Here is a 21,492-nt window from a genome sequence, read left to right as displayed (position 1 = left end):
ACCGCCATGGGTCGTTCCGCGGGCGACCGCCCGAAGGTGCCAGCGGCCGGACCAGCGACAACAGCCCGTCTCAGACCGCGAGATACTCCGCGATAGCGTCCTCGTCGGCGATCGTCGACGGGCCGAGTTCGTCGACGACCGTGCCACGCTCCATCGCGTAACAGCGGTCGGCCATCTCACGGATGACCCCGAGGTTCTGCTCGACGAACAGAATCGTCGTCCCGAGGTCGTCGTTAATTGTCTGCATATCCTGGCTGATCTGATCGACGATAGAGGGCTGGATGCCCTCAGACGGTTCATCGAGCAAGAGCAGGTCGGGGTTCGAGACCAGTGCGCGGCCGATGGCGAGCATCTGCTGTTGCCCGCCCGAGAGCGTGCCGGCCTCCTGGCTGGCCCGCTCTTCCAGCACGGGGAAGTAGTCGTATATCTGGTCGTACAGCGTTTCATCGCTGTCCGACCGGATGGTCTCACCCATTTTGATGTTCTGTTCGACGGTTAGCTTGGGAAACACGTCCCGGCCCTGCGGAATGTAGCCGACGCCGGCCCGGGCGCGCTCGTCGGCGCTCGCGTGGGTCACGTCGGTGCCGTCGTAGCTGATAGTCCCCTCGCTGGGCTCTAAGAGCCCCATCACCGTCTTCAGGAGCGTCGTCTTGCCGACGCCGTTTTTCCCCATCACGCCGACGATTTCCCCCTCCTCGACGGAGAGGTCCACGTCCCGCAGTATCGGCGTCGTGTCGTATGCAGCGGAAACGTCATCGAGTTCGAGCATCACGACTCACCCCCCAGATAGATCCGCTGGACCTCCGGGTCAGATTCGATTTCCGCAATTGGTCCCTCGCGGAACACTTCGCCGTTGTGCAGGACGGTCACTTCCTCGGCGATGCTTGCGACGAAGTCGGTGTCGTGTTCGATGACGATGAAAGCGATCCCTGCCTCCTCGTTGAGCCGTCTGATCCGCTCGGCGATAGCTTCGCGCTCAGCCACGTCGAGGCCGGCAACCGGCTCGTCCAGCAAGAGCAGGTCGGGTTCGAGCGCGGCAGCCATCCCGATTTCCAGTTGCTGTTGTTGGCCGTGTGAGAGCTGGGACGCATCGACGTCCTCGTAGCCGGTAAGACCAGCAGCCTCGATGGCCTCCGCGACAAGCCGCCGCCGCTCCTCTCCATCGGCGAACTGCTGGACGGGGAGCCTGACGTTCTCTCTGACGCTCAGATCACCGTACACGGACGGAACCTGGAACTTCATGCTGATGCCGCGTGACACCCGCTCGTGTGGGTCGAGGTCGGTGATGTCGTGGCCGTTGTAGTAGATGCTGCCGTCACTCGCCTCGTAGGTACCAGTAATCAAGTTCAACAGCGTCGACTTGCCGGCCCCGTTGGGGCCGATGAGACAGCGAAGCTCCCCCTCGGCGACCGAGAAGTCGACGTCGTCGGTGGCGGTGAACCCGCCGAACTGTTTGACGAGGCCGTCGGTCTGCAGCAGTGTCTCGGTTCTGTCGCCCGTTGCCAGTTCCGCAGCGGTTTGCCGGACGTTCGGTCCAAGCGGGTCGATATCGGATTCGGTTTCAGTATCACTCATTAGTCACTCACCTCACTCGGCGCATCGGGTGTGTCGGCTCCACCGGCTTCACCCGGTCCGAGTCGAGTGTCGACGATCTGTTCGTGGAGCCACGGAACGAGGCCGCTCGGAAGCACCAGAATCGTCACCAGCAACAGGGTGCCAAGCAGGACCAGCGCCAGCTCACCCGCCATCGAGATGCGAAGGTACTCGACGGCGAGCGTGGCGACGACGGCCCCGAGCAAACTCTTTCGGCCGCCGATACTCACCCAGATGACCGGCAGCGTCGCAAACAGCAGCGAGAACACGGTCGGGTCGATGTAGACGTTCCGTGCGGCGTACAGCACGCCGGACAACCCCGCCAGCGCGCCTCCGAGCGTGAACACGACGAACTTGACGCGGGTCACGTTGTAGCCAAACATCTCTGTGCGGTCCTCGTCCTCGCGAACGGCGACCATCACGCGGCCGTAGTCGGAGTTGACGAGGGCTCGCAGTCCGAGGTACGTCCCGACCAGCAACACTAACACGAGATAGTAGAACGGACTGATCTCAAACGCTCCGATGCCGAGTATCCGCATCGGGAACGGGTTGTAGATGAACTGGTACGACAGCCCACCGACGCCGAGGGTCAACAGCGGGATGTCCGGCATCCCGTTGAACCCGCCCAGCGCCGCCTCGCCGATGGCCCACTCTGACCCGGCGGTCTGAGCCATGAACGTGTGCATCACGATGGTCGAGACGAGCGTGATGATGGTCACGTAGACGTCCCGCACCCCGCCGTAGAACATGAAGTAGCCCAGAATCGCGGCGCTGAGGCCGCCGCCGACGATACCGGCGACGACGGCAGCCGTGATCCCACCCGGGGTCGCAAAGTTGATCGAGACGACGCCGAACGTGTAGGCTCCGATGCCGAAGAAGACGACCTGCCCGAAGCTCAACACGCCCGAGTAGCCCCAGACGACTGACAGGGAAAGCCCCAAGAGGGCCAGCACCATGAACAGCGACAGCTGGGAGCCATCACCGAAGGCCGGGTAGATGGCGAGCGCCGCTACGGCGGCGGCGAAGCCAACCCAGAACCCACGTGACTCCCCGATGGTGTTTGGCCCCTCGAACCGACTGCGAAGCCGGCTCGGGAGCGACCTGTTCATCCCACCGTTTGCACTGTTTCTCGACATCTAGTCGCTCTCCTGTCTCCGTTTCCGCAGTTGTTCGATGAAGCCGGTGATGCCGTTGGGGAGGAACCGGAGGGCGATGAGCGCAGCAACGAGCAGCGCGATACGGCCGATGAACGTCCCGTAGAGATTCGAGAACGTGGCCAGAATCGCCCCAAGGACACCCCCCGATAGCGCGGTCCCGAGGACGACGCTCGGGCCGCCGACGACGACAGCGACGAACGCTTCGACCAGGAACTGGTCGCCCAGCGTCGGCTGCATCGAGATGACTGGCGCGAACAGCGCGCCGGTCAGTCCGGCCAGCGCCGAGCCGAAGCCGAACGTCAGCATGTACATCCGGTCGGTGTTGACGCCCATCGCCTGTGCCGTCTCCTTGTCCTGTATCGTCGCCCGGGCTCGCATCCCGAAGTCCGTCCGAGTGAACAGGTAGTAGGTGACCAGAAGCAGGCCGATACTGACGCCAGCCAGGACGATCCGATACGACGAGTACGAGAACTCCCCGTACGATATCGCACCGAACGGCGTGGCTATCTGGTCGATGGAATTCCCGAAGCGGATCCGAGCGCCCTGCGTCAGTATCAGGCTGAGCCCGAACGTGGCGACCATGGAATCGGCCAGCCGGTCGTACAGCGGTTCGATGACATCGCGGCCCAGCGTCCGTTGACTGATGTAATTTGGCCACGCTCCGGAGATAATGACCCGCTCGGTCAGAATCCCGAAGAGGCCGGTGACCAGACCGCCGACGAGCATCGCCACGACGAGCGGGAGGCCGAGTTGCGTCACGGCCAGCGTCGCAGTGTAGGCCCCGATAAGGATGAACTCCCCGTGTGCCAGGTTGATGACGCCCATGATGCCGAAGATGATGGCCAACCCCGCCGCGGCGAGCACGATGAACGCGAAGCTATCGAGGAACTGTAACGCGAGGTTGATCCCGTTTACCATCCCTACTCGGCCTCCTCGTAGTAGTCGACCGGGGTGTACTGGGTCTGCTCCGGGTTCTCGGGGAGGTTACAGCCGGCCGTTTCCGAGAGGAACGTTTCGGGAATCTGGCGGTTCTCGACGGCTTCGATGTTGTGCTCCTCGTCGGCGCGCATAATCCACATGTGATGGTCGACGTGGTGGGTCGCGCCGTCGAGCTTGATGGTCTCTCCCTCCGGCGCTTCGGGTGCCTCCTCGGTGCCGAGTTCGATGCCCGATTCCAGGGCCTCGATGACTTCCGGCTGTTCAGTGGTCCCGGCCTGCTCGACGGCCTTCTTATACATGTACGTCGAGAAGTAGTTGGTCTCGGCCTCCTCGTTGAGGTAGGGGGCGTCGGGGTACATCTCGAAGTACCGGTCGACGAAGCCGCCGTCACCCGTGTTGCTGTCGGTCGGGACTTCCTCCATGTAGTTGACGCCGGCGTAGATGTTGGCCATCGCCGGGGCGTCGAGCCGTCGGTGCTCGTACCCCTGTGCCATCGCCGTCGAGGTGCCGATTGGCACGTCAAGGCCGGCCGAAGCCTTCTGCTCGTAGAACGACGTGTGGTTCGCCCCGACGAGCATCGACATGACGAAGTCCGGATCGGCCTCCTGAATCCGGTTGATCGTCGAGCCGAACGAGGACTCACTGAGCGGGATGAACTCCTCGCCGAGGACGTTCGCGTCGTTTTCGTTCGCCAGCACCTTGACCCAGTCAGCGGAGAGCTGGCCGAAGTTGTAGTCGGCCGCGATAGTGTAGATGTCCGGCCCGAACTCCTCGACCAGGTACGGGAGGACGATGCCGAGCTGCTGGCGGGCGGTGGGGCCGACCGCGAAGGTGAACTCGTCGCAGACGCCGCCCTCGTACTGCGTGGTGTAGAAGTAGAGCTGTTCGTTGCGGTCGATTATCGGACGGATGGCCTCACGGGTCGCCGAGGAGTAGCCGGCCCACAGCGCGTCGACGTTCTCCTCGTTAATCGCCGTGCGGGTGAGCTCCTGATACCGCTGGTTATCAGACTGAGGGTCGCGCTGGAACGTCTCGATCTGCTTGCCGTCGATACCACCGTTGGCGTTGATTTCTTCGATAGCGAGCATCGACGCCTTGGCCTTCGGGTCGCCGACGAGGGCGAAGTTCCCGGACTGGTCCTCCAGAACGCCAATTTTGAGGGTATCAGTGCTGCTTGCGGTGTCCGTGGAAGTCCCACCTTCACCGGCAGAACAGCCCGCAAGGCCGGTGACGAGTGCGGCCCCGCTCGCGCCGAGGAACTGGCGTCGGCTGACGGACGAGCGATTCATGCGTCTCCCCCCGCTACGATGTTTTTGTTAGTACTATTATGTCCAACATCATTGGCAATATATCGTTCTCTGCTCATGATATCCGAACGTTCGTCCATGATTTCGTTCACAGTGTTGCCGTCTGGGAGGGGGAAAATAAGGTTTGCCACTCTTATCTTATATTGTCCACCACACAGTCTTGACAGTATAAGGTCGTCAAAGGATATGACAGATAGTCACCCGAATAGCTAGTAGTGGAGAGTATGTTTGAAATTCTCCAGTATTTTAGGCGCTAATTAGCCGATATTGAAAAAGAAGATATCGAGGCAATATTTTCGCCATAGCGGTTTGGTTCGCCGCTGTCGGCCAGTTTTGCGTCCCCAGTCCGGAGATCGCCTGTCATATTCTGGCCCGCGTCACAGGAGCGACTCCCCGCCAATGCTAATGCCAGACTGGACGTGAGTCGTGTTGGCGCTGGGAAGTAGGACGGTTCGATAATCGAACCCCTTTATTTTGAGTTGGAAGTTTAGTATATAACCCTATTCTCGATATAGAGGCGTCACTTGCGCAGAGAGCAACCATTTTAGTATGTGTATTCAAAGAGAGGGGCAGATGATAGACAAACAGTCAGAAATCACTGGGGCGGTGGCGGGATGAGTGATGGACTTGTACCCGGCGAGGTCATCCCAGGTGAAGGAACAGTGACGCTGAACGAGGGCCGAGAAACGACGGAAGTGACCGTCGGCAACACCGGCGACCGGCCCTCGCAGGTCGGGTCGCATTTTCACTTCTTCGAGGCCAACGCCGCGCTGGAGTTCGACCGCGAGGCGGCAATGGGGATGCGGCTGAACATCCCCGCCGGGACGGCCGTCCGGTTCGAGCCCGGCGAGGAGCAGACCGTCGAACTCGTCGAAATCGGCGGGAAGCGCCGCGCCCACGGGATGAACGGCCTCGTGAACGGGAGCGTCGACGGCGACACGAGCGACGCGGTCGAGTGGATGCGCGCGGCCGGATTCCGCGACACCGGGGCCGACAATGAGGAGGGAGCGGAGTGACACGCGACATCGACCGCGAGAACTACGCCGAACTGTATGGGCCGACGACGGGTGATAAAATCCGGCTCGGTGACACGGAACTGTTCGCCGAGGTCGAGGAGGACCTGCGGACCCACGGCGACGAGGCCGTGTTCGGCGGCGGCAAGACCCTGCGTGACGGCCTGGGGATGGCTCCCGGCGTCACACAGGCGGAGGGGGCACTCGACTGGGTACTGACTAACGCGACGATTATCGACCCGATACTCGGCATCGTCGCCGCCGACATCGGCATTCGGAACGGCGAGATCGCCGGCATCGGGAAGGCCGGCAACCCCGACACGATGGACGGCGTCGACATGGTCGTCGGCCCGTCGACGGACGTGTACCCGGCCGAGGGGAAGATAGCGACCGCCGGCGGCCTCGACATCCACATCCACTTCAACTCCGCACAGCTCCACGAACACGCGCTGTCGGGCGGTATCACGACGATGCTCGGCGGCGGGTACGGCGGCGGCGCGACCACGACCACGACCGGCCCGGAGAACATCAAGCGCTTCCTGCAGGCCGCCGAAGAGTGGCCGGTCAACGTCGGCTTCTACGGCAAGGGCAACGCCTCCGACCCCGGCCCGCTCCGCGAGCAGGTCGCGGCCGGGGCCTGCGGACTGAAGCTCCACGAGGACTGGGGGTCGACGCCCGAGACAATCGACACCTGCCTCGACGTCGCCGAAGACGAGGGCGTGCAGGTCTGCATGCACACGGATACGCTGAACGAGGCCGGCTTCGTCGAGAACACCTTCGGTGCTGTCGACGGCCGGACGATGCACCTGTTCCACATCGAGGGCGCGGGCGGCGGTCACGCGCCGGACATCATGGAGATGGTCGGCGAGCCGAACATGCTCCCGTCGTCGACCAATCCGTCGATGCCCTACACCGACAACACGTTCGACGAACACCTGGACATGGTGATGGTGTGTCACCACCTCAACCCCGACGTGCCCGAGGACGTGGCCTTCGCTGAGTCCCGCGTTCGCGCGGAGACAATCGCCGCCGAGGACGTGCTCCACGACATGGGGGCCATCTCGATGATGACCTCCGACTCCCAGGCGATGGGGCGGATGGCCGAGGTCATCCCGCGGACGTGGCAGACGGCCTCGAAGATGAAATCCCAGCGCGGCCCGCTCCCCGAGGACGAGGGGACCGGCGCGGACAACCACCGCATCAAGCGCTACATCGCCAAGTACACCATCAACCCCGCTATCAGCGCCGGCATCGACGAGTACGTCGGAACCCTCGAACCCGGCAAACTGGCCGACATCTGCCTCTGGGACCCCGCGTTCTTCGGTGTCAAGCCGGCGATGACGTTCAAGGGCGGCTTCCCGGTCCACTCGGAGATGGGCGAGGCCAACGGCTCGCTGATGACCTGCGAGCCCATCATCCAGCGCGAACGGGCCGGCGCGGTCGGCAAGGCCAGGCACGCCCTTTCCCTGTCGTTCGTCTCCCCGGCGGCCGCCGAGGCCGGCGTCGGCGAGGAGTACGGGCTCGACTCCCGCGTCGTCCCGATAGAGGGGGCGCGCACGCCCGGCAAGGACGACATGGTGTACAACGACTACTGCCCCGACGATATCGAGGTCGACCCCGAGACGTTCGAGGTCCGGGTCGACGGCGACCACGTCACCTGCGAACCGTCTTCGGAACTCCCGCTCGCACAGCGATACCTGCTATGAAACTCACAGCCAAAGAACAGGAACGACTCACGGTCTTCACCGCGGCAGAGGTCGCGCGACGCCGCAAGGAACGCGGCGTCCCGCTGAACCACCCCGAAGCCGTCGCCTACATCAGCGACTGGTGCATCGAGCGGGGACGAGACGGCCAGTCGGTGGCCGAAATCCGCTCCGGCGCGTCGAAACTGCTCGGCCGCGAGGACGTGATGGACGGCGTCCCCGAGATGATAGACATGATTCAGGTCGAACCGGTGTTCCCCGACGGGACCAAGCTCGTGACGGTCCACGACCCGATTCGCTCCGACAGCGTGGGGACCGCCGATAGCGAGGGCGAGGACGCCGCAACGGACGGCGACGACGCGACGGAGGCCGACGAGTGAGCCTCACGCACCGCGACGTGGCGACGGTCGGCATCGGCGGCCCGGTCGGCTCCGGCAAGACATCGCTACTGACGGCGCTCGTCCCGAAACTGCGCGAGCAGGGCCTGGACGTGGGCGTCATCGCCAACGACATCCTGACACAGGAGGACGCGGACGTGCTCCGCGAGCGCTTCGCCGGGGTCGTCCCGGAGGACCTCGTGGCCGGCGTCGAGACCGGCGCGTGTCCGCACACTGGCATCCGCGAGGACCCGTCGATGAACCTCCAGCAAATCGATTCGTTCCTCGCCGACCACCCCGAACTGGACCTCGTGCTGGTCGAGAGCGGCGGCGACAACCTCGCGGCGACGTTCAACCCCGAACTCGCCGACTACTCGCTGTACGTCATCTCCGTCGCGGAAGGCGAGGACATCCCGCGCAAGCGCGGGCCGGGCGTCGTCGACTGTGACCTGCTCGTGGTCAACAAGACCGACCTCGCGCCCCACGTCGGCGTCGACCTCGACGTAATGGAGCGGGACGCCGACGAGGTCCGGGACGGCCCCGTCGTGTTCACCAACTGCAAGGACGAGACCAACGTCGACGAGGTGCTGTCACACGTCCGGGAAGGGGTGCTGTTCGCCTGATGGCCGCGGACGCGCCCCATCCGGCGTTCGAGGGGTACGCGACCGAGGCCGTCCCGCAGGCCGCCGTGGGGTCGCCGGGGAAAGACGGCGTGCTCGAACTGACCTTCGAGCGGACGGCCGACGGGACGACCCTGGTCCACGACTACGCGACGGTCCCGTTCCACATCTCGGGCACGCTGGGCCACGACCCCCTCCCCGAGGCCGACACCGTCTTCGTCCAGTCGCCGACCGGTGGCGTCGCCCAGGGCGACCGTCACGACGTGACCATCGAGGTCGGGGACGAAGCCGTCGCGCACGTCTCGACCCAGAGTTCGACGAAGGTCCAGACGATGACGTGTAACTACGCCGCCGCGGAGACGACCCTCAGCGTCGGCACCGACGGCCACCTAGACTACGTGCCCGAGCCGACGATTCTCCACGCCGATTCCCGGTACATGCAGGAGCTTTCGGTCGGGTTGGCCCCCGGCGCGACCGCCGTGGTCGCCGACGTGGTCGTCCCGGGCCGTCTCGCCCGGGGCGAACGCTTCGAGTTCGAGCGGTACCTCTCCCGCGTGCGTGCGGACGGCCCCGACGGCCGCCTGTTCGAGGACGCGACGCATCTGACGCCGGCCGACGGCGACCCGACCGCGCCCGGCGTCCTCGGCGAGTTCACCGTCTACGGGACGGCGTTCGTCCTCGCGCCCGACCGCGACGAGGACGAACTGAGTGACGCGCTCCACGCGGTCGTCGCCGACGGCGAGGCCCGGGCCGGCGCGACGGCACTCCCGAACGGTGCCGGCGTCGGGGTCCGTGCCCTCGGCGACCGGGCCGAGACCGTCCAATCGACGCTGCACGCGGCCTGGGACCACGCGCGACGGGAGTTGCTGGACGCGCCCGCCCCCTCCGGGAGGAAGTACTGATGCTGGTCGCAGAGACGTATCTCGGCCACCGCGACGACGATTCCGTCGCCGAGGCCATCGACGGGTCGGACCACGCCACTGTCGTGCTTTCGGACACCGAACGCCGCCGCTCGCGGGTCCGAACCGAGACGACGGACGGTCGGGACCTCGGTATCGTGATCGCCCGCGACCTCGGGGACGGCGACATGCTGGAGGCCGACGACGGCACGCTCGTCGTCGTCGAACTCGCCGCCGTCGAGGTCCTGGTGCTCGATTTCGCCGACAGCGACGTGTCGCCGACCGCAGCGCTGGCGCTCGGTCACGCCGTCGGGAACCGACACTGGAACCTGGCGGTCCGCGGCGAGGAGGCACTGTTCCCGGTGACCGAGTCGAAAGCGCGGATGGAAGCCACGGTCGCGGACCTGCTCTCCGGAGACGTGCCGATGCGGTACGAGCGCGTGCCGCCGACGACGTTCGACGACGACGGCGTCGACCACACCCACGGTGACGGGGGCCACGACGCTAGCGGCCACAGTCACAGCGGCAGTGGCCACGCCCACGACCACGGCGTCCGCACCATTGACGGAGGCGACCAATGACCGACGCCGCGACGCTCGAATCGTTCCGGCTGGCTGACTCGTTTCTCCCGGTCGGGACCTACACGGTCTCGTACGGGCTGGAGCAGTTCATTCAAGACGACCGGGTCGAGGACGCGGCGGACCTCGAAGCGCTCCTGTCGACGTACCTCCGCCAGCAGGTCGGTCCCGCCGAACTCGTCGCGCTCCGGGCCGCACACGCCGCCGCCACCGACGGTGACCTCGACGGGGTCTGTCGGGCCGACCGGCGGCTCTCGGCCGTGACGCTGGCCGCGGAGTTCCGCGAGAGCGCCCAGCAATCCGGGGACCGACTCCTCTCGCTCCAGACAGAACTGCGGGAGTCGGCCCTGCTGGACCGCTACGCGGAGCGCGTCGACACCGACGACGCGCCCGGGAACTACGCTGTCGTCCTCGGCGTTGCGACCGGACTTGCCGGCGTCCCCGTCCGAGAGGCCTGTCTGCTGTGCTGTCACGGCTTCGTCACCGGACTGCTGGGTGCGGCCCAGCGTCTCCTCTCGCTGGGCCACACGGATGCCCAGCGAATCCTGAACGACCTACAGCCGGTGATGACCGCCGCAGTCGAGGATAGCGCGGACCGGGGGCTGGACGAGATGACTCCGTTTGCCCCCCTCGTAGACGTACTGGCCGCCGACCACGAACGGGCAGAGCGTCGGCTGTTCGCCAGTTGACGGCCAGACGTTCGAGCGCGACAGTTTGAGCCTGTTCTCGGACCGGCTCACGGAAGTCAGAAGAAACCGGGAGTGTCCGGTGGGCAGTGCTGACCCGTTATTCAGCGCTCGCAACGACCAGAAATGTCTCCGGCCGCACAGCCTCGAACTCAACCGTGAACCCATGCTGTCGGAGCGCGTCCGTCGCCTCGTCAGCGGAAAATCGTTCATCGACGGGCGGGCCGTTACGACCACTGCCGGAAGCCGCCCAATCGGCGACAGCGAATGTTCCGCCCGATTTGAGCACTCGTGCGACCTCGTTCAGTGCCCCGTCGCTAGCGAACTCGTGGTACGTCATCGTCGAGAACGCCCCATCGAGACTATCAGTATCGAACGGGAGGTCATCGACCGCGCTCGTCACAAGATCGATGTTGTCGGGGACGCCTTTCTCCCGGTAGTAGTCGTGCATCGCCTCCTGGATATCCACGGCGTACACGTGGTCGACGGCCGGTGCAACATCGTCGGTGTAGAAACCAGTCCCGCTCCCGAGATCCGCGACCGTCTCGTCCCTACTGGCCGACAGCGCCCAGCGGAGCTCTTCCGCGGAGAGATATCGGTACCGTTGCTGTGCGTCTTCGAGCTTGTCGGCCCGGCCCGCGTCGAACGTGTGATACCCCATGTTAGAGGTTCTGGAACGCCTCGTCGACAATCTCGCCGGTGTCAGCGACGATATCTGCCATCTCCTCGTTGTCGGGTGCCATTCCAACGAGGCGAGCGATACGCATAATCGAGACGTGGTAGACGCGCTGTCGTTCGGGCTTTTCCTCCCAGATAACGACGTTACAGGCCATGAGCGCGCCGAGTTTGTTGTCCGTCGCGTCGAGAGCGCGGTCAGCGACCTCGGGGTTGCAGGCACCCAGCACGTAGTATGGGTCACGGTCCGCGTCGATCTTCTCGTTGAGCATCTCAGACGGCGAGAATTCGACGGGGACCCCGAATCCAGCGTCGGTAAACACGTCTCGAACGTGCTCGATTGCGTCCTCGTGGCTCATTTCGAGCGTCGCCTGTTGTTCACCGATGTCTTCAGGGTCAATCTGACTCGGGTCGATTGGGAGTGTCATTCGTGTATTGTATTGTGTCTACAGAACAAAGTCTCTTCGGATGCACGTCAGTAGCGCGGCCCGTTCTCGAAAATATTCAATCAGACGAGTCGCGCGCTACACGTCGAGGAAGTGGCTGTCGACTGTGGGCTGAACATGGGACCAATCAGCCTCTCGGGAGTGATATAGATGTAGAGTAGCAAGGAAACTGCGCCATGAGCGAGTGCTGCCGGGCTACTGCGCTGGATCTGTCCTTGGACTCCCGCGCCAACTCACTCAGGATGAGCTGGTCGTGTGAAAAGTGGGCAAAAATACCACAAATGCGGGGATATCAGAGAATGGTCACGTTACGACTCCATCGCCCTCTGCCACGGTCCAGCCTGAGTGATTGAGTAAGTAGCAACGAGTGCGTCACGGTCGGGGAGTGAGACCGGTACGATACTGCGACGGGTGGAGACTACCTTGACGGTAAAGGTCGTATCCCCTGTGTGCGGTCGCTCGTCTGCCCGTTAGCTAGCAGCTTTTGCGTGCATTTGTGCGAACTGTACACAAGTCTTTTAACCGCCTAGCGGCTACAGAGACGTGATAACGATGCCAGATTCGATGTCCGAACAACTCCGACAGGACATGCAGTGCGAGGGGCTATTGGAATGTTTCCACGGCCTCAAGGAACTCGACAAAGAGTGCTTTCGAGCGCTCGTCGAGGCTGACGAACCGCTAACCGTCGACGAACTCGCCGAAGCAGTCGACCGAGAGCGCTCGACCGCGTATCGCGCCGTCCAGCGGCTCCTCCAGACGGGCTTCATCGAGAAAGACCAGATCAACTACGATCAGGGCGGCTACTACCACGTCTACTCGCCGACGGACCCGTCACAGATCGCAGACGAGATGCAGCGGATGCTCAACGACTGGTACGCAAAGATGGGGCAGCTGATTCAGGAGTTCGAAACCAAGTACGAACAAGCTGAGTCCACGGCCCCGACTGTCGAAAGCTAACGACGCCCCTCTATCGTCCCTTGGCTCCCGCGCCGAGTCGGTTTCTGCCCGTGACGACCTATATTTTTACGATGCCTGCTCGGCGTGTGATAATTCATAGTATTGTATATGGTGTGCAAAACCTTATTTACTGCAGGCGCGTAGAGTATATCGATGACGACTGATACTGCGTCCGAGACCGAGAAGGCCACGACGAACGAACCGCTTCACATTGACGGAGCGGACCAACTCAACGATGTCGTCGGCAAGCACGATGTCGTTCTCGTGGATTTCTATGCCGACTGGTGTGGCCCGTGCCAGATGCTCGAACCGGTAGTCAAGACGCTGGCCGCGGAGACCGATGCGACCGTAGCCAAAGTCGATGTCGATGCCAACCAGCAACTCGCTCAGTCGTATGGTGTCCGCGGTGTTCCGACGCTCATCATGTTCGCCGACGGTGAGCAGGTCGAAGAGATCGTCGGCGTCAAAGGCGAAGCAGACCTCCGAGCGCTTATCGAGTCCTACACGTAGGGTTGCGTTTCCACGTCGTCGAATACGGAGCGCATCCCGGCGACTGAGTCGGGCATGTCGGGCCGGTCACCGTCGACGACGAGTCTGAGAAGGCGAGTCGTCAGCCATCCACCAGCACGCGGGTGGCCTCCGCGAGAGCGATATCGAGGTCAGTGAGACAGAGACACATTCGGCGAGCAGGACATCGACGCTCTCGGTTGTCACAGGCAGCGCCGTCGCGTCGCCCCGCAGTGTTCGGGGCGCAGCCACCGGCAGCGAGGGTATCATTTTCTGACGCTTATCGCAGGACAGCGAGACGGTCTCTATGGGTGGTTTCCTGACGAGTACTGAAATCACAGACGTGTGGCGGTTTGTCCGAATGAAGCGCGCCTGTAGTCCGTGGCCGACGACTCCCGGGCTAGCTCACTCATTGCTCGACTTTCCCTGATTTATAAAGACTTGGTGCGAGTTCGACATCGGCGCACGCACCCGCTCGTAATATATTGACGGGAGTTCTATTACGCTACGTAATGACGAAAGCAGCCATCATCATTCTCGCAGGGACGGAGGGACACGAAAATCTCGGCCGGCTCGCAAACGGCCTCGAAGCCGCAGCAGAGTTCGCACAGAACGACGAGGACGACCTCGAACTCATCTTCGACGGCGCCGGAACACAGTGGATTCCGGAACTCGAAGACGAGGACAGCGACTACCACGAACTGTATCAGAGCCTCAAGGATGACGTGGCGGTCTGTGATTACTGTTCCGGCGCATTCGGCGTCGAAGACGCCGTCGCCGACGCCGGGCTTGTCACGCTGGACGACCACGACGGCCACCCGAGTATCCGCTCACTCGTCGACGACGACTACGAAGTCATCACCTTCTAAGTCCAACAGTAGTCTCGTCCAATCGCGCCGTAGCGACCCACGACGCGGCTGAATCGGAGCCGTTCGCGTCTTTCACAGGAACCACCGGCCAGCCAATTCGAATCCGCCCCGGATACGGGTATTCACAGTTATCAATGCAGGTACCTCTTTCTCGCTCAACACTAAGTACCGCAGCGACGCAACGGACTGTATGATGGACCCGTTCGTAGTCATCGGTGGTGACGCAGCCGGGCTCAGCGCCGCGAGCAAGTTCGCCCGCGAGGCACCGGACCGTGACGTGATTGTCTTCGAAAAGGGCGAGTGGGTGTCTTATGCCCACTGCGGGACGCCGTACTACGTGAAGGGAACTGTCGAGCGGCTGACTGACCTCCTCTCGCTGTCGCCCGAGCAGGCGGCCGAGCGGGGTATCGACCTTCGCCGGAACCACGAGGTCGTCGGCGTCGATACTGATGCCGGGACGGTCACCGTCGCCCACGACGGCGAGACAGTCGACCAGCCATACGGCGACCTGCTTGTCGCAACGGGTGCACACGCCGTGACTGAACCGATTGCAGGGGCGGAACTCGACGGCGCGTTCACGATGCATGGACTGGACTCGGCCGCCGCGGTCCGTGCCGCGCTGTCCGACCCGGGCGACTCCGCCGTCGACACGAGCATCGAGTACGTCGATACGGCGCTCGTCGAGAAGTACACAGACTGGGGGCCACCGGAGCGAGTCGCCATCGTCGGCGGCGGGTACGTCGGTGTGGAGATGGCAGAGGCGTTCCGCGCCCACGACGTAGAGACACACCTCTTCCAGCGGTCGGGCCACCTCCTGCCGCCGTTCGGTGAAACAGTCGGCGAGCGCGTGGCCGACCATCTCCGGGAGCAGGGTGTGACGCTGCATTTGAACACCGTCGTAGACGAACTCGTCGGCGACGAAAACGGGCGCGTTACGTCGGTCGCTCACGACGGCGGCACCACCGACGTGGGCCTCGCACTGGTCGGTATCGGCATCCGTCCCAACACCGCACTCATAGCTGACACGCGGGTCGAACTGGGCGACTCCGGGGCGATAGCAGTCGACGAGTACGGGGAGACGAACGTCGATGGCGTCTACGCCGCCGGGGACTGCGCTGAGGACCGCCACGCTGTGACCGATGCGCCCGACTGGGTGCCGCTCGGACTGACCGCGAACCGGGCCGGTCGTGCAATCGGGCAGACCGTCGCTGGCGACCCCTCCCCTGTCGGCGATATCGCCGGGACAGCCGTCGTGAAGGCGTTCGTCCTCGAATGCGGGCGTGTCGGCCTCCTCGACCACGAACGGGCCAGCGCTGCCGGGTTCGACCCGGTATCGAAAACAGTCACGGCCGGCTCCCGGTCAGGGTACTACCCCGGCGGCGACGACACCGACGTGACGCTGGTCGCAGACCGGAAGAGCGGCCGCCTGCTGGGCGGCGCACTCGTCGGCGAAGACCGAGCGGCAATACGTATCGACACGCTCGCGACGGCCATCGAGGCAGATATGACCATCGACGAACTGGAACGACTTGACCTGGCGTACGCGCCGCCGTTCAGCCCCGTCTGGGACCCGGTGCTGGTCGCCGCGAAAGTGCTTAATGGACACCTCTAGAGACCACGGCTCAGAGCGTTCCACTCGAAACACGGTGTGGTGAATCTGGGATACGACCATACTCGGCGCAGGAATGACCTACACTTCGAGTGCCGCCATCGGCTCAACCTCGAAGGTCAGCAGGGAGACCGGAGCTGAGCGTTGGCTATGTCGCCGTCAGTCGTGACACAGTACCGATTTCGCCTTGCCTCGCGAGGAGTGCCGTCGTTCTCGTCCCACGCGTCCAGCGTAACTCGTGGGCCTTCAGCTCACCGTCAGCGGCCTCAAACACGGTCGACCAGACAATCCTATAGCTACTCGTTTTCACTGCAGTCCACGCAACCGTAGCAACACGGTAGAGAGAGTACACCGCCAGCATGTGCTCTCTATGCGCGGGGCAGACCGAGGTCCTGATCTGATAGACGGCTCTCTATACTGACCGTCGCGGACGTTTTCCGGGCGAGCGGTTCGACAAAGCCAGTGAGCGGAAAGCAATGAAACGGGTCGAAAAAAGTGACCTCCTACCCCTCGTCGACCGAGAGGTCCGCCGCTTCGCCCTCGTAGACGGTCGCGCCGAAGGCGTCGACGGTGTCGTCGCCGACGACCAGACGGGCGTCCTCGGGGAGCGCCACTGAGACGGGATCGCTCGTGAAGTTCATCACCCAGGTGTAGCCGTCGCGTTGGGCGGCCCGAACGCCGGTCGGGAGCCGCTCGGAGTAGCCCACGTCGGCCCGGTCGAGTAGGTCCGTCACGACGGCGTCGGCGAGGTCGGCCTCGGGCCAGACGCCGCAGTAGGCGACGTGGCCCGCGCCGAATTCGTGTTCGGTGATCGCCGCGCGACCGTCACCGACGCCGCCGACGTATGAGCCAACGGTGGTCGCGTCGTCGGTGTCGAGCCACTCGGCGAACGTTCGGAACTCGTAAGATTCGCCGTCGTAGGTGACCTGACGATCCAGCCGCTCTGGAACCGACTCGTGCTGGTCGACGGTTGCCCCGACAAGGTCGGTGAGCGGCCCGGGCGCGGGAACGCCCGGAAGCTTGTTCGCGCGGTCTTTGGTGCCCGAGCGAACCGTCAGCAGGAGTTCCGTCCCGTCTTCGACTGCCCCTTCCAGCGTCGCGGCGAGCGCGTCGTCGACGAGGTGCAGCGCCGGCGTGACGATGGCGTCGTATCCCGAGAGGTCCCGGTCGGGGTGGACCACATCGGCCTGGACCGAGCGCGCACGAAGCGCGGCGTAGTACTGGCGCATGTGGGTCCAGTACTCCCAGTCGGGGGCGTGGGGCTGAATGTTCGTCGCCCAGAGGTTGTCGTACTCGTGGAGGAGCGCCACGTCGGCATCGACCGTATCGAGGTCTAGCTCGGCCAGTTCGGTGGCCGCCTGGTCGGCGTCGTGGTAGCCCCGGTCGGGCGAGCCGTCCTGTTTGCGCAGCCCGGCGTGGTACTGCTCTTGCCCTTCCCGACAGCGTCGCCACCGGAAGTATAGCACGGCGTCGGCACCGTGGGCGACGGCGTGGTGGGCCCACAGCCGCATCGCGCCCTCGCCGGGCTGGGGGGCGTAGGGCGGCCAGTTCACGTCTCCGGGCTGTTGTTCCATTACCCAGAACGGCTGCTGTTTGGCCCCGCGGTAGAGGTCGTGGTTCATCCCGACCTGGTCTGGGTCGCCGGCCCGGAGTTCGTTGGGGCTAGCGGCAGCGGGCCGGCGGTCCTGGGCGAAGCCCGTCGGGTACGAGTCCCAGGTGAACAGGTCTAGATCGTCGGCGAAGCGGAATGCGTCACAGGAGTCGAAATCGCCCATGAAATTGTGGGCGATGAACCAGTCGTCGTCGGCCTCGCGCAGCAGGTCGGCGTGGATCGCGTTGTAGTCGACGGCGCTGTCGGCGCTAAAGCGGTAATAGTCGAGCAGCCGCGACGGATGGTGTTCAGCGGCGGTGTGTCGGGGCGGGTCGACCTCATCAAAGGACCGGAGATGTTGGCTCCAGAAGGTCGTCCCCCAAGCCTCGTTGAGCGACTCGATGTCGCCGTAGCGCTCGCGGAGCCACTCGCGGAACGCGGTTGCACAGTCGTCGCACCAGCAGCGGATCGTCTCGTGACAGCCGTACTCGTTGTCTGTCTGCCAGCCGGCGACGTGAGGATTGTCCGCGAAGTGGTCGGCCATCGTCGAGACGATCCGGCGGGTCTCCTCGCGGTAGGCCGGGGAATTGAAACAGTAGTGCCGGCGGCTCCCGTAGTGACGGGGAGTGCCGTCAGGTTCCTCCTGGAGTATCGAGGGGTGCTGATCGATGAGCCACTTCGGCGGCGTGGCCGTCGGCGTACACAACACGGCCTCCATCCCGTGGTCGCTGATCAGCGAGACGGCCTCATCAAGCCACGAGAGGTCGATCTCGCCCGATTCAGGTTCGATCCGGGACCAGGAGAACTCGGCCATACGGACGTACTCGATACCCGCCTCGGCCATCTGCTCGATGTCCCGTTCCCAGCGCTCGTGGGGCCAGTGCTCGGGGAAGTAACAGACGCCGACGGTCATCGTTCCTCCCGGTAGTCAGGCAGGAAGTCGTCCTGTAGGACGGCCGCGCGGCCGCCGTCGACAGTGATCGTGCTCCCGGTGACGAACTCGGCATCATCGCTGGCGACGAACGCCACCGCGCCGGCCACGTCCTCGGGCGAGCCGAGCCGGCCGGTCGGGTGGATACCCTCCAGTTCTCGGCGGCGCTCCTCGTCCATATCGCCAGTGGTCCGGTCGACCTCAACCCAGCCCGGGGCGACGGTGTTGACCCGGACCTGTGGCCCGAAGTCGACAGCCATCGCCCGCGTCATCCCGTTGATGCCGGCCTTGACCGCGTTGTACGGGAAGATATCCGGAGTCGTCGCCATCGAGTGGTTTGAGGACATGTTGACGATGGCGCCCTCGTCCATGTGTTCGTAAGCGTGTTTTGCGGCCAGCCAGAACGCGCGGAAGTCCGTCTCGACGACGAACGACCAGTCGTCGATGGTCGCCTCGTCGGCGCCGGTGTAGGTTTCGACGCCAGCGTTGTTGACCAAGACGTCCAAGCCACCGAACTCGGCGACGGTCGCCTCGACCAGCGTCTCGATGTCGGCAGGGTCGCGCATGTCCGCCCGGACGAAGTGGGCACTCCCGCCGGCCTCGCGGATGGTTTCGACGACGTCGCTGCCGTCGTCTTCGGAGCGACCCGAGACGACGACGCTCGCGCCCTCGGCGGCGAGTCGTTCGGCGACACCGGCACCGATGCCGCGTGTCGACCCCGTAACGATGGCCACGTCGTCGGCAAAGCGGTTCATGCTTACCACTCCGCGACGCTCCCGTCGTCGTGGCGCCAGACTGGGTTATGCCAGTCGACCTCGCCGGCCTGCATCCGGACGTAGCTGTGGTCGATGTCGATGCCGAGCCCCGGTCCTTCCGGCAGGTCGACGTAGCCGTCGTGGTACTGGAACACCGATGGGTCTTTCAGGTAGTCCAGCACGTCGCTGGTCCCGTTGTAGTGGATGTCGAGGCTCTGCTCCTGGATCAGGGCGTTGGGCGAGCAGGCGTCGACTTGGAGACACGCCGCCAGCGCGATGGGGCCCAGCGGACAGTGTGGGGCCATCGCCACGTCGTAGGCCTCGGCCATCGACGCAATCTTCTTGACCTCGGTGATCCCGCCGGCGTGTGAGAGGTCGGGCTGGATCACGTCGACACAGCCGTCCTCGAAAACCTCCTTGAAGTCCCACCTGGAGAACATCCGCTCGCCGGTCGCGATTGGGTTCGTGGTGTGACTCGCCAGTTGCGGGAGCGCGTCGTTGTGTTCGGGCAAGACCGGTTCCTCGATGAACATCGGGTCGTACGGTTCTAGGGCCTTCGCGAGGCGCCTGGCCATGGATTTCGAAACCCGGCCGTGGAAGTCGACGCCAATATCGATATCGTTGCCGACAGCCTCTCGGACCGCGGCGAGGCGGTCCTCGGCCGCCTGGACGGCAGACGGGGAGTCGACCCGGCGCATTTCCGCGGTCGCATTCATTTTGAGGGCGGTAAAGCCCTCGTCGACCTTCTCGCGGGCCGCGTCGGCGACGCCCTCGGGGCGGTCGCCCCCGACCCACTGGTAGACCCGCATCCGGTCGCGGGCCTTCCCGCCCAACAGTTCGTAGACGGGCATGTCGTGGTGTTTGCCCTTGATGTCCCACAGCGCTTGGTCGATGCCGGCGATCGCGGACATCAACACCGGCCCGCCGCGGTAGAACCCGCCGCGGTACATAGTCTGCCAGTGGTCCTCGATACGCATGGGGTCTTTTCCCAGCAGGTAGGTGTCGAGCAGTTCTTCGACGGCCGTCCGGACAGTGCGGGCGCGGCCCTCAACGACTGGTTCGCCCCAGCCGACGGTGCCATCGCTCGTCTCCAGCCGCAGGAACAGCCATCGTGGCGGTACTTCGTAGAGATCGTAGTCAGTGATAATCATGTTATTTGGGTCGCGTGACGTAGTCCTCGATAGCAACGTCAGTCTCGTCGGTCATCGTCTTCAGCGCTTCGCCGGTTTCGGGGTCAAACAGGTACAGCGCGGTCTCCTCGAACCCGAACTCGACGGTCTCGTCTGGACTCGGGCGGAGACTGGAGTCGATGCGGGCGGTCAGGTCGATATCGCCCATCTCCATGTAACAGAAGTTCTCGTTGCCCATCGGTTCGACGACGGTCACCGAGGCGGCGATCCCGTCCTCGACGAGGGTCATGTCCTCCGGACGAATGCCCACGCGGACGCGGTCGTACCCTTCGACCGGCGATGGATCGTCAAGCTGGTAGCTGAACTCGCCCGGTCCTTTCAGCAAGTCGCCCTCGATGGTCGCGGTCAGCAGGTTGATCGACGGCGAGCCGATGAAGTTGGCGACGAACTCGTTCGCGGGGCTGCGGTAGACCTCCTCGGCCGTCCCGACCTGCTGGAGTTCCCCGCTGTTCATGATGGCGATACGATCTCCCATCGCCATCGCCTCCGTCTGGTCGTGAGTGACGTAGACGGTGGTCACGTCGAGTTCGTGCTGGAGTTCCTGTAGCTCCGTGCGCATCTGGGCCCGGAGTTTGGCGTCTAGGTTCGAGAGGGGTTCGTCCATCAGGAACACTTCGGGGTCTCGAACGATCGCCCGTCCCAACGCGACGCGCTGTTGCTGGCCGCCCGAGAGCGCCTTGGGTTTCTTCCCAAGAAGCTCCTCGATGCCGAGCATCTCGGCGACATCGTCGACGCGGCGGTCGATTTCCTTGGAGGACATATCCGTCGAGAGTCGTAGCCCGAAGCCGATATTGCGCCGCACGTTCATGTGCGGGTACAGCGCATAGTTCTGGAACACCATCGCCACGTCCCGGTCACGAGCGCGGAGGTCTGTAACCTCCTCGTCGTCGAAGGTGATGGTGCCTGCCGTTACCTCTTCGAGTCCGGCGACACTACGTAGCGTCGTCGTCTTGCCACACCCCGAGGGACCGACCAGGACGAGGAACTCCCCGTCCCGGATAGTCAGATCGAGGTCGTTGACCGCGACGATGGTGCGGCCGTCGTCAGCGAACTCTTTTCGTACGGTGTCGAGATTTATCTGTGCCATGGG

The 21,492-nt window shown here is 64.1% G+C and carries 22 protein-coding genes and 1 pseudogene; 11 read left to right on the top strand and 12 right to left on the bottom strand.

Annotated features, from left to right (window positions below; translation table 11 throughout):
- Positions 1-70: 70 nt before the first annotated feature.
- Genes AMS69_RS08905 through AMS69_RS08885 form a run of 5 tightly spaced genes read right to left on the bottom strand, consistent with a single transcriptional unit; the run spans position 71 to position 4,978 of the window.
- Positions 71-769, bottom strand: coding sequence for an ABC transporter ATP-binding protein (locus tag AMS69_RS08905; RefSeq protein WP_053967701.1), 699 nt, complete (start codon positions 767-769; stop codon positions 71-73).
- Positions 769-1,575 carry an ABC transporter ATP-binding protein gene (locus AMS69_RS08900; protein ID WP_053967700.1) on the bottom strand — a complete coding sequence of 269 codons (807 nt, stop codon included), beginning with the start codon at positions 1,573-1,575 and terminating at the stop codon, positions 769-771. The genes AMS69_RS08905 and AMS69_RS08900 overlap by 1 nt, the downstream gene beginning before the upstream one ends.
- On the bottom strand, positions 1,575-2,729 hold the full coding sequence (gene urtC, locus AMS69_RS08895) for an urea ABC transporter, permease protein UrtC (protein WP_053967699.1): 1,155 nt from the start codon (positions 2,727-2,729) through the stop codon (positions 1,575-1,577). The genes AMS69_RS08900 and urtC overlap by 1 nt, the downstream gene beginning before the upstream one ends.
- Positions 2,730-3,668: an urea ABC transporter, permease protein UrtB gene (urtB, locus tag AMS69_RS08890; protein ID WP_053967698.1), complete on the bottom strand. Its 939-nt coding sequence runs from the start codon at positions 3,666-3,668 to the stop codon at positions 2,730-2,732.
- Positions 3,669-3,670: 2 nt separating this feature from the next.
- Positions 3,671-4,978: an urea ABC transporter substrate-binding protein gene (locus tag AMS69_RS08885; protein ID WP_053967697.1), complete on the bottom strand. Its 1,308-nt coding sequence runs from the start codon at positions 4,976-4,978 to the stop codon at positions 3,671-3,673.
- A gap of 632 nt (positions 4,979-5,610) precedes the next feature.
- Between AMS69_RS08885 and AMS69_RS08880 the strand changes: the two genes are divergently transcribed.
- Genes AMS69_RS08880 through AMS69_RS08850 form a run of 7 tightly spaced genes read left to right on the top strand, consistent with a single transcriptional unit; the run spans position 5,611 to position 10,875 of the window.
- The gene (locus AMS69_RS08880) at positions 5,611-6,012 is read left to right on the top strand and encodes an urease subunit beta (RefSeq protein ID WP_053967696.1); all 402 of its coding nucleotides are present in this window, start codon (positions 5,611-5,613) and stop codon (positions 6,010-6,012) included.
- Positions 6,009-7,715 carry an urease subunit alpha gene (gene ureC / locus AMS69_RS08875; protein ID WP_053967695.1) on the top strand — a complete coding sequence of 569 codons (1,707 nt, stop codon included), beginning with the start codon at positions 6,009-6,011 and terminating at the stop codon, positions 7,713-7,715. Before AMS69_RS08880 ends, ureC begins: the two co-directional genes overlap by 4 nt.
- A complete protein-coding gene (locus AMS69_RS08870) occupies positions 7,712-8,092 on the top strand; it encodes an urease subunit gamma (RefSeq protein ID WP_053967694.1) in 381 nt (126 codons plus the stop codon). The genes ureC and AMS69_RS08870 overlap by 4 nt, the downstream gene beginning before the upstream one ends.
- Positions 8,089-8,712 (top strand): urease accessory protein UreG, encoded by a 624-nt coding sequence (gene ureG / locus AMS69_RS08865; RefSeq protein ID WP_053967693.1) that lies wholly within the window; start codon positions 8,089-8,091, stop codon positions 8,710-8,712. The genes AMS69_RS08870 and ureG overlap by 4 nt, the downstream gene beginning before the upstream one ends.
- Positions 8,712-9,611 (top strand): urease accessory protein UreD, encoded by a 900-nt coding sequence (locus AMS69_RS08860; RefSeq protein ID WP_053967692.1) that lies wholly within the window; start codon positions 8,712-8,714, stop codon positions 9,609-9,611. The genes ureG and AMS69_RS08860 overlap by 1 nt, the downstream gene beginning before the upstream one ends.
- Positions 9,611-10,189 carry an urease accessory protein UreE gene (locus tag AMS69_RS08855; RefSeq protein WP_053967691.1) on the top strand — a complete coding sequence of 193 codons (579 nt, stop codon included), beginning with the start codon at positions 9,611-9,613 and terminating at the stop codon, positions 10,187-10,189. The genes AMS69_RS08860 and AMS69_RS08855 overlap by 1 nt, the downstream gene beginning before the upstream one ends.
- Positions 10,186-10,875, top strand: coding sequence for an urease accessory protein UreF (locus AMS69_RS08850; protein ID WP_053967690.1), 690 nt, complete (start codon positions 10,186-10,188; stop codon positions 10,873-10,875). The genes AMS69_RS08855 and AMS69_RS08850 overlap by 4 nt, the downstream gene beginning before the upstream one ends.
- A gap of 97 nt (positions 10,876-10,972) precedes the next feature.
- Here the strand turns inward: AMS69_RS08850 and AMS69_RS08845 are convergent, their stop codons facing one another.
- Together AMS69_RS08845 and AMS69_RS08840 are read right to left on the bottom strand one after the other, a co-directional pair.
- Entirely contained in the window at positions 10,973-11,533 is a 561-nt protein-coding gene (locus AMS69_RS08845) for a class I SAM-dependent methyltransferase (RefSeq protein WP_053967689.1), read from the bottom strand.
- A gap of 1 nt (position 11,534) precedes the next feature.
- On the bottom strand, positions 11,535-11,975 hold the full coding sequence (locus AMS69_RS08840) for a DUF302 domain-containing protein (RefSeq protein ID WP_053967688.1): 441 nt from the start codon (positions 11,973-11,975) through the stop codon (positions 11,535-11,537).
- Between the two features lie 570 nt (positions 11,976-12,545).
- Between AMS69_RS08840 and AMS69_RS08835 the strand changes: the two genes are divergently transcribed.
- From AMS69_RS08835 to AMS69_RS08820, 4 genes are all read left to right on the top strand, one after another.
- On the top strand, positions 12,546-12,950 hold the full coding sequence (locus tag AMS69_RS08835) for a helix-turn-helix domain-containing protein (RefSeq protein ID WP_053967687.1): 405 nt from the start codon (positions 12,546-12,548) through the stop codon (positions 12,948-12,950).
- Between the two features lie 153 nt (positions 12,951-13,103).
- On the top strand, positions 13,104-13,460 hold the full coding sequence (gene trxA / locus AMS69_RS08830; RefSeq protein ID WP_053967686.1) for a thioredoxin: 357 nt from the start codon (positions 13,104-13,106) through the stop codon (positions 13,458-13,460).
- 509 nt (positions 13,461-13,969) lie between these two features.
- The gene (locus AMS69_RS08825; RefSeq protein WP_053967685.1) at positions 13,970-14,326 is read left to right on the top strand and encodes a DsrE family protein; all 357 of its coding nucleotides are present in this window, start codon (positions 13,970-13,972) and stop codon (positions 14,324-14,326) included.
- A 190-nt stretch (positions 14,327-14,516) separates the two neighbouring features.
- A complete protein-coding gene (locus AMS69_RS08820; RefSeq protein WP_053967684.1) occupies positions 14,517-15,938 on the top strand; it encodes an FAD-dependent oxidoreductase in 1,422 nt (473 codons plus the stop codon).
- 78 nt (positions 15,939-16,016) lie between these two features.
- Here AMS69_RS08820 and AMS69_RS21170 read toward each other — a convergent pair.
- From AMS69_RS21170 to AMS69_RS08800, 5 genes and pseudogenes are all read right to left on the bottom strand, one after another.
- Positions 16,017-16,215, bottom strand: a pseudogene (locus AMS69_RS21170) (hypothetical protein); the annotation flags it as partial.
- Positions 16,216-16,438: 223 nt separating this feature from the next.
- Positions 16,439-18,439, bottom strand: a complete 2,001-nt coding sequence (locus AMS69_RS08815) for a beta-galactosidase (RefSeq protein ID WP_053967683.1) — start codon at positions 18,437-18,439, stop codon at positions 16,439-16,441.
- On the bottom strand, positions 18,436-19,212 hold the full coding sequence (locus AMS69_RS08810; RefSeq protein ID WP_053967682.1) for an SDR family NAD(P)-dependent oxidoreductase: 777 nt from the start codon (positions 19,210-19,212) through the stop codon (positions 18,436-18,438). The genes AMS69_RS08815 and AMS69_RS08810 overlap by 4 nt, the downstream gene beginning before the upstream one ends.
- A gap of 2 nt (positions 19,213-19,214) precedes the next feature.
- The gene (dgoD, locus tag AMS69_RS08805) at positions 19,215-20,363 is read right to left on the bottom strand and encodes a galactonate dehydratase (RefSeq protein WP_053967681.1); all 1,149 of its coding nucleotides are present in this window, start codon (positions 20,361-20,363) and stop codon (positions 19,215-19,217) included.
- 1 nt (position 20,364) lies between these two features.
- Positions 20,365-21,489 carry an ABC transporter ATP-binding protein gene (locus AMS69_RS08800; RefSeq protein WP_053967680.1) on the bottom strand — a complete coding sequence of 375 codons (1,125 nt, stop codon included), beginning with the start codon at positions 21,487-21,489 and terminating at the stop codon, positions 20,365-20,367.
- Positions 21,490-21,492: the final 3 nt, after the last annotated feature.

This window comes from Haloarcula rubripromontorii (genome assembly GCF_001280425.1).
Classification (GTDB): Archaea; Halobacteriota; Halobacteria; order Halobacteriales; family Haloarculaceae; genus Haloarcula; species Haloarcula rubripromontorii.
Note: the sequence above shows the minus strand (reverse complement) of the source record. Positions and strands in the feature narration are given on the sequence as shown.

Bases quoted from the DNA above. Each gene is read 5' to 3' on its own strand.
- urtC (WP_053967699.1), bottom strand. From the start codon at position 2,729: ATGTCGAGAAACAGTGCAAACGGTGGGATGAACAGGTCGCTCCCGAGC.
- AMS69_RS08870 (WP_053967694.1), top strand. From the start codon at position 7,712: ATGAAACTCACAGCCAAAGAACAGGAACGACTCACGGTCTTCACCGCG.
- AMS69_RS08860 (WP_053967692.1), top strand. From the start codon at position 8,712: ATGGCCGCGGACGCGCCCCATCCGGCGTTCGAGGGGTACGCGACCGAG.
- AMS69_RS08885 (WP_053967697.1), bottom strand. From the start codon at position 4,978: ATGAATCGCTCGTCCGTCAGCCGACGCCAGTTCCTCGGCGCGAGCGGG.
- urtB (WP_053967698.1), bottom strand. From the start codon at position 3,668: ATGGTAAACGGGATCAACCTCGCGTTACAGTTCCTCGATAGCTTCGCG.
- AMS69_RS08900 (WP_053967700.1), bottom strand. From the start codon at position 1,575: ATGAGTGATACTGAAACCGAATCCGATATCGACCCGCTTGGACCGAAC.
- dgoD (WP_053967681.1), bottom strand. From the start codon at position 20,363: ATGATTATCACTGACTACGATCTCTACGAAGTACCGCCACGATGGCTG.
- AMS69_RS08835 (WP_053967687.1), top strand. From the start codon at position 12,546: ATGCCAGATTCGATGTCCGAACAACTCCGACAGGACATGCAGTGCGAG.
- AMS69_RS08815 (WP_053967683.1), bottom strand. From the start codon at position 18,439: ATGACCGTCGGCGTCTGTTACTTCCCCGAGCACTGGCCCCACGAGCGC.
- AMS69_RS08820 (WP_053967684.1), top strand. From the start codon at position 14,517: ATGATGGACCCGTTCGTAGTCATCGGTGGTGACGCAGCCGGGCTCAGC.
- AMS69_RS08850 (WP_053967690.1), top strand. From the start codon at position 10,186: ATGACCGACGCCGCGACGCTCGAATCGTTCCGGCTGGCTGACTCGTTT.
- AMS69_RS08800 (WP_053967680.1), bottom strand. From the start codon at position 21,489: ATGGCACAGATAAATCTCGACACCGTACGAAAAGAGTTCGCTGACGAC.
- AMS69_RS08880 (WP_053967696.1), top strand. From the start codon at position 5,611: ATGAGTGATGGACTTGTACCCGGCGAGGTCATCCCAGGTGAAGGAACA.
- AMS69_RS08825 (WP_053967685.1), top strand. From the start codon at position 13,970: ATGACGAAAGCAGCCATCATCATTCTCGCAGGGACGGAGGGACACGAA.
- AMS69_RS08840 (WP_053967688.1), bottom strand. From the start codon at position 11,975: ATGACACTCCCAATCGACCCGAGTCAGATTGACCCTGAAGACATCGGT.
- AMS69_RS08810 (WP_053967682.1), bottom strand. From the start codon at position 19,212: ATGAACCGCTTTGCCGACGACGTGGCCATCGTTACGGGGTCGACACGC.
- AMS69_RS08905 (WP_053967701.1), bottom strand. From the start codon at position 769: ATGCTCGAACTCGATGACGTTTCCGCTGCATACGACACGACGCCGATA.
- AMS69_RS08845 (WP_053967689.1), bottom strand. From the start codon at position 11,533: ATGGGGTATCACACGTTCGACGCGGGCCGGGCCGACAAGCTCGAAGAC.
- trxA (WP_053967686.1), top strand. From the start codon at position 13,104: ATGACGACTGATACTGCGTCCGAGACCGAGAAGGCCACGACGAACGAA.
- AMS69_RS08855 (WP_053967691.1), top strand. From the start codon at position 9,611: ATGCTGGTCGCAGAGACGTATCTCGGCCACCGCGACGACGATTCCGTC.